Annotated in this window: 7 protein-coding genes and 1 pseudogene; 4 read left to right on the top strand and 4 right to left on the bottom strand. The window is 59.3% G+C overall.

Going from position 1 to position 5,282, the window contains the following annotated elements; translation table 11 throughout:
• A pseudogene (locus tag LCF60_RS23355) lies at positions 1-394 on the top strand (AAA family ATPase); the annotation flags it as partial.
• Between the two features lie 16 nt (positions 395-410).
• On the opposite strand, the gene LCF60_RS23350 reads toward LCF60_RS23355, so the two are convergent.
• Together LCF60_RS23350 and LCF60_RS23345 are read right to left on the bottom strand one after the other, a co-directional pair.
• On the bottom strand, positions 411-773 hold the full coding sequence (locus LCF60_RS23350) for a hypothetical protein (protein ID WP_292294935.1): 363 nt from the start codon (positions 771-773) through the stop codon (positions 411-413).
• Positions 733-1,221: a type II toxin-antitoxin system antitoxin SocA domain-containing protein gene (locus tag LCF60_RS23345; protein ID WP_292294934.1), complete on the bottom strand. Its 489-nt coding sequence runs from the start codon at positions 1,219-1,221 to the stop codon at positions 733-735. Before LCF60_RS23345 ends, LCF60_RS23350 begins: the two co-directional genes overlap by 41 nt.
• 230 nt (positions 1,222-1,451) lie before the next feature.
• On the opposite strand from LCF60_RS23345, the gene LCF60_RS23340 reads away from it, so the two are divergent.
• Genes LCF60_RS23340 through LCF60_RS23330 form a run of 3 tightly spaced genes read left to right on the top strand, consistent with a single transcriptional unit; the run spans position 1,452 to position 3,711 of the window.
• Positions 1,452-2,786 carry a DUF6638 family protein gene (locus LCF60_RS23340; protein ID WP_292294933.1) on the top strand — a complete coding sequence of 445 codons (1,335 nt, stop codon included), beginning with the start codon at positions 1,452-1,454 and terminating at the stop codon, positions 2,784-2,786.
• Between the two features lies 1 nt (position 2,787).
• Complete coding sequence (locus tag LCF60_RS23335) at positions 2,788-3,054, top strand: hypothetical protein (RefSeq protein WP_292294932.1); 267 nt, start codon at positions 2,788-2,790, stop codon at positions 3,052-3,054.
• A gap of 12 nt (positions 3,055-3,066) precedes the next feature.
• On the top strand, positions 3,067-3,711 hold the full coding sequence (locus tag LCF60_RS23330; protein WP_292294931.1) for a DUF1523 family protein: 645 nt from the start codon (positions 3,067-3,069) through the stop codon (positions 3,709-3,711).
• A gap of 25 nt (positions 3,712-3,736) precedes the next feature.
• Here LCF60_RS23330 and LCF60_RS23325 read toward each other — a convergent pair whose 3' ends face one another.
• Both LCF60_RS23325 and LCF60_RS23320 read right to left on the bottom strand, forming a co-directional pair.
• A complete protein-coding gene (locus LCF60_RS23325; RefSeq protein ID WP_292294930.1) occupies positions 3,737-4,609 on the bottom strand; it encodes a DmsC/YnfH family molybdoenzyme membrane anchor subunit in 873 nt (290 codons plus the stop codon).
• A partial coding sequence (locus LCF60_RS23320) for a 4Fe-4S dicluster domain-containing protein (RefSeq protein ID WP_292294929.1) occupies positions 4,609-5,282 on the bottom strand: 674 nt, incomplete at its 5' end. The genes LCF60_RS23320 and LCF60_RS23325, both read right to left, overlap by 1 nt.

The following is a 5,282-nucleotide window of genomic DNA, read 5'->3' as shown; positions in this document are numbered from 1 at the left end:
GCGTGTGTCGTCACAGATTGGCACGCTCGACACGATTGCCAAGATGGGCACCTACCTCAAGGCCATTCAGGAGGCCGACCCGCGCTTTACCGGGCGCGCGATCAAGAACATCACCGACGCGGTGAAGGTCCGCGCGATGGACTTTGAATTGCCGGATGAGTGGATGGAGCAGCCGGATCTGTTCCTGTTCCGGTCGTACGATGAGAAAGCGGCGATGATCGAGGAGTTGCGGCGGCCGATCACGGTCGAGATGGTGATCCAGGAGATCAACCGCTACGCGGATTCCGAGTTCCGCTATGCGGACAAGTCGGATGAGGTGGCGATTGAAGGGATGGTGCGGGATATGGGGCGTCAGGTTGAGGCGAAGAAGCGGTTTTTAGAGGGGGAGGGGTGAGTGAGGCAATTCAAATTCATTTTTTGTTGCTACTCTTTCCAATCGCAACTCCCGCTACGAATGTGAAAGCCGTTCCGAGAAACTTAAGAGCGTCTGCGATCCACGCTCGCTCTACAAATAATCCGCCAATAAAGATCAAAGCCAGCAAGCAAACGATCAGAACAGACAAAATTATTGCAGCCGCATGCCCTTTGTCATCTGTTCCATACGACAAACCCCAGCGCTCGAACTTGAACACTTGGTTTGGTGCTCCACCATCGAAGTAGATGGAATCCTTTTTGGTGTATTGATCGGGAAGAACCGGAACGTCCTTCTCCCGTTCAGATACAACAAGAGGTTTAGCTGGCGTCTCGGACTTTTCTTTGAAAAGCCGCCTCAATTATTTCGCTGGTAATTGTAGGCTTGCTAGCCAAGTTGTACCCGTACTGTTCTGCAACTACTGTCCACGGCTCTCCGGGGTCATGCGTCATGTTTGACAACTGAATTCCAGTGTAGCCACCATATACATTCCAAATGCTATCGAAAAATCCATCCAGAGACCCGTCATGCTTTGGCTCGATACGCTTAACACTATCGTCGACAATCTCTAGCCGTTTTCCGAGGTGGGTAATCGGATTGCGGCCAGCGTCTTTGAATTCGACGTAAAGGTCCCTGACAACAGGGCCGTGTGGCCATGCCTCTACGTCCTCCGGGAACAGTTCTTGATGACAATTGCCAAGATACCAGCCGTGGGCGTAGTAAACCAGCTTGTACAACTTCATCTGATCACACGGCGGCTTGCTTCCATCGCTCCATGACTTTGTCAGAAACCAGTTAGCAACGGCCATCGCGCGTGTAGGGTGGCTGTTAGGAATCATATCCATAGACCTGTCTAAGGTTCACCTTATGGTTGCAGAAGTTGAGTTTGATTGTGCTGCGGACGATGTGGAGCATATTGCGTTCGTACATATAAATATGTTGACAAAACACTAAAATAGCAAGGGCAAGCAGTAAAATGAGCAAATTCTGCCATAAAACAAGCGCTTCCCAGGAATTTGATTAGAGGTACTTCTCAACTATGAACCGCCTCATCCAATCCGGGCTGATGTTTGGCAATCTGGTGCATGTGACCTCGCCCGCGCTGGTGGAGCGGTACAACCGGGCGCTCAAGCATCTGACGGGCAAGACCACGGCCCAGACCGATTTCCACATCGACATCTCCGGCTTCTCGCCCGAGGTAGGGGATGAGTTGGACGATCCGCTCTACCTCAACCACAACGGGGTGAACCGGCAGTTCATTCTGCTGACGACGCAGCAGAAGACGGCGCCGCTGCTCGATGCGAAATTCTCGACCTCGCGGGATATTCTGCGGCAGTTCATCGAGGCGAACGAGAGCCAGTTGTTCGCGCTCACCGCCAAGGATGCGGTGGCGGGGGAGTTGGTGAACACGGTGTTCGACGTGTCCAATCCGGAGCGGCTGTTCGACATCCACACGATCCGGATCGAGGCGGACACAACCAGCGGCACGGTGCGCGATGCGGAAAAGCTGGGCGCGCTGGTGGATCGGTTCAAGACGGAACCCGACGGCTGGCACGATGATGTGCTGATCGCGGAGATGATCACCCTCGCCAAACGCACGGGCGATGTGGTGCGCAATCCGGTGCGGCTCAAACAGATGGAGTTCCGCCAGGCGAACTTTCACACCACTCATTTCGGCGGGATGTATGTGTTCCGGCAGGTGGAGCATCCGGCGGCGATCTGTGCGGGGGACGCGGTGCCGGGGTTGCCGATTGCCTATACGTTCACGTTGCAGGACCGGAACAAGGTGGCGAAGTTTCTGGACCTGAACGGGCTGGTGGAGCCGATCGTCAAGGCGCGCGGCATCGATGCGAGCGCGATCCTGCGGCAGAAGATGGATTTCATCGTTGTGGACATCGCGCAGGAGGCGGAGATCGACCTGACGGGCGCGACGCGGCGCGACATCCGCGGGCTGGCGCGGCGATACTCGGACCGGTTGCCGCCCGAGTGGCACGCGCTGAACCAGCTCGTGCAGTGGGCGGAAGGCGATGCCACCTGGCCCCGGATCGCCAGTGACCATCCTGCCTATTTCTATACGCTGCGGGCCAGTGCGACACCCGATGCGAGCCTCGTCAACATGCTGCTGTCCGAACTGTCGCACAAGGATATCCGCCAGCTTTACATCTGCCACAAGGAGGCGTTCTACGCCGCCTATCGCGGGTGGACCGACACCAAACGCGCCTATGTGGTCGATTTTCTGACCCGCGAATATGTTGCCGATAAAGCAGGGGCGCGCGAAGCCTTGTTCGGACATGACGCGCCGCTTGAAGAACCTGCCCCGATCCGCGACGATATGGTGGCGCGTGTGGGTCCGTGGGGCGCGGTTCGGAGGTAGTATGGTTGCACTTGGTCGGTTGCTGGTGATCGGATTTCTGGTCCTGAGCGTGGTCTATATCTGCCTGTCGCTCTATTCCCGCGCGGTGCGGCGCGACAGGCTCGAGAAGGAATGGGACGAGGAAATCCAGGAGGGCGACCGCGAGACCTATGTCGAAGGGGGATTGCGCGAGTATGACGGATCGCTGCGACGCAAGCTGATTCTGGGGGTGTATATCGTGCCGATGGTGGTTATCTCTGCCATCATCTACTTTACGAACTTCTACTAAGAGGGCGACGCCGTGGGTTATATCAAGTGGGCTTTCATCCTGACCTTCTGGGTGCTGTTCGCGTCGTTCCTGCACTACACCCTGCCGCAGCACGATGTCGCGCGGATCACCGATACCGAGGTGCGCCGGATCGATCCGGGCGAGAACCGCTGGTTCTGGGCCTCGGCGGATGTCGGAAGCGATGGCACATTGCCGAACCGGGACGTGTTCTTCATCTCGGCGGTGAAGTCGGATGGCGATGTAATGGTGTACCGCAACGAAGATACCGGCTGGGGCTGGCCGCCCTATTTCAAGTTCGACACGTCGAACCTGCAAGCCGAAGCCGCAGACCTGCGCAGCACCTCCGCCGACCCGCAATGGGTGGTGATCAAGCATTATGGCTGGCGCAACGAGTTCCTGACCATCTTTCCCAACGCGCTGAACGTGCGCCCGGTTGACGGTCCGGAGGTGCGGATCATCCCCTGGATCAACATCATCGTCCTGACGCTTCTGGCCGCGTTCTTCTGGGCGGTCTGGGTGCGCTGGCGGCGGTTTCGCATCGCGCGCATCGACCCGGTTCTCGAAGACGTGGAAGAGGGGTTCGAGTCGGTAGGCGATGGTCTGGCACGCCGCCGAAGCGGGTTCCGCCGGTGGCTCGACAGCTGGAAATCGCGGTAGCGGCAGGCATGCAGGGCCGAACCGGTCACCGCATGCCGTAATACAATCCGACCACGTGTTCGGCCTCTGCAAAGAACAGCCAGCGCGATACCAGCACCCCCGCAACATGGCTGAACAGTGCCAGGACACCGAAGACATGCGGGTTCGGCAGTATGAGCAGGAAGACCGGCAGAACCAGCATCAGCGCCAGCGCGATCAGGCGCAGTTTCCGGGCGTGACGGCGGCCGACGGTATAGACCATTTCCTTGAGCAGGTAATTCGTTCCGGTGTGCGGCGACTCGAAGGCGCGCACCTCGCCGATGTCGCCCAGGCCCGTGGCTGTCGCCATCGTCGTGCCCGATTGCGCAAACCGCCTGTCGCCCCGTTTCCACCAGAGGCCCTGAATGGCGCCGGCGATCACTAGAAGGATCAGGCCGATGGTGACCCGCCCCGAAAGCAGCGCGCCCCCCGCAACCGACAGCGCGAGAAACAAGGCCGGGGTCAGCCCGGTGTTCCAGCGCGGCACGGTCTTGAGCTGACCGTAGATCATGGAGGTGGTGTAGACAGTCAGCAGGCAGAAGAACGCCCCGAGGTGACCCAGCAACATGATCTGCCGGTCGAAGAACACGAGGAAAAAGCCGTAGATGCCCATGGTGACAAGGGCCGCGACTGCGCACCAGGCCTCGCGGCTCAGCCAGCTTGTCTGCCACTGGGTGAACGCCTTGAGCGCACGTTCGGGACGCCCCAGGTGGAAGGTCGACGAAATCAACCCTCCGGCAGCAAGGACGTAGGCGATGGCAAAGAACACAAACGCGACCCACCCGGTGGGCGCGGAGGTGTCGACCCCAAGCCAGAACAGCAGGCCAAGGCCAAGACCGGAAAACGTGCTGAACGCGATGATGGACGGGGCTGGATGCATCAGATTTTCTCCAGCGCCTTGTCGAGCCAGCCAAGAAAGCCTTTCGGCTCTTCTGCGACCGGCTCCAGCAGGGGCGCAAGGATGTCGATTTCGTTGTTCAACCGGTCCTTGGGACGTGGCGGCAGGTACTTGTTCACGGGCTTGGTGCCCTGCTCCGGCATCAGGTCCATCCCGCCGCGTTCGGCGACCATCTGGCTGACGTCGCTGTCGGGATCACCCAGATCGCCGAAATGGCGCGCGTTCGACGGGCAGGTGCGCACGCAGGCGGGCACGCGGTCTTCCTCGGGAAGGTTCTCGTTATAGATGCGGTCGACGCAGAGCGTGCATTTCTTCATCACGCCTTCCGCCTGATCCAGCTCGCGCGCGCCGTAGGGGCAGGCCCAGGCACAGAGGCCGCAGCCGATGCAGTCGGTCTCGTTGACCAGAACGATCCCGTCCTCGGTGCGCTTGTAGCTTGCCCCGGTGGGGCAGACGGTCACGCAGGGCGCATCTTCGCAATGCAGACAGGATTTCGGAAAGTGAATCAACTGTGCAGGGCCGGTCTCGGGCTGCACCTCGTAGGAATGGATCCGGTTCAGGAAGGTGCCGGACGGGTCCGCGCCGTAAGGGTTCTGATCCGACAGGGGCGCGCCGTAGTTTTCGGTGTTCCAGCCTTTGCAGGACACGACACAGG

The sequence above is a fragment of the Marivita sp. genome (assembly GCF_020055635.1).
Lineage (GTDB): Bacteria > Pseudomonadota > Alphaproteobacteria > Rhodobacterales > Rhodobacteraceae > Marivita.
The sequence above is the reverse complement of the archived record's forward strand: the minus strand, read 5'-3'. Positions and strand labels throughout refer to the sequence as shown.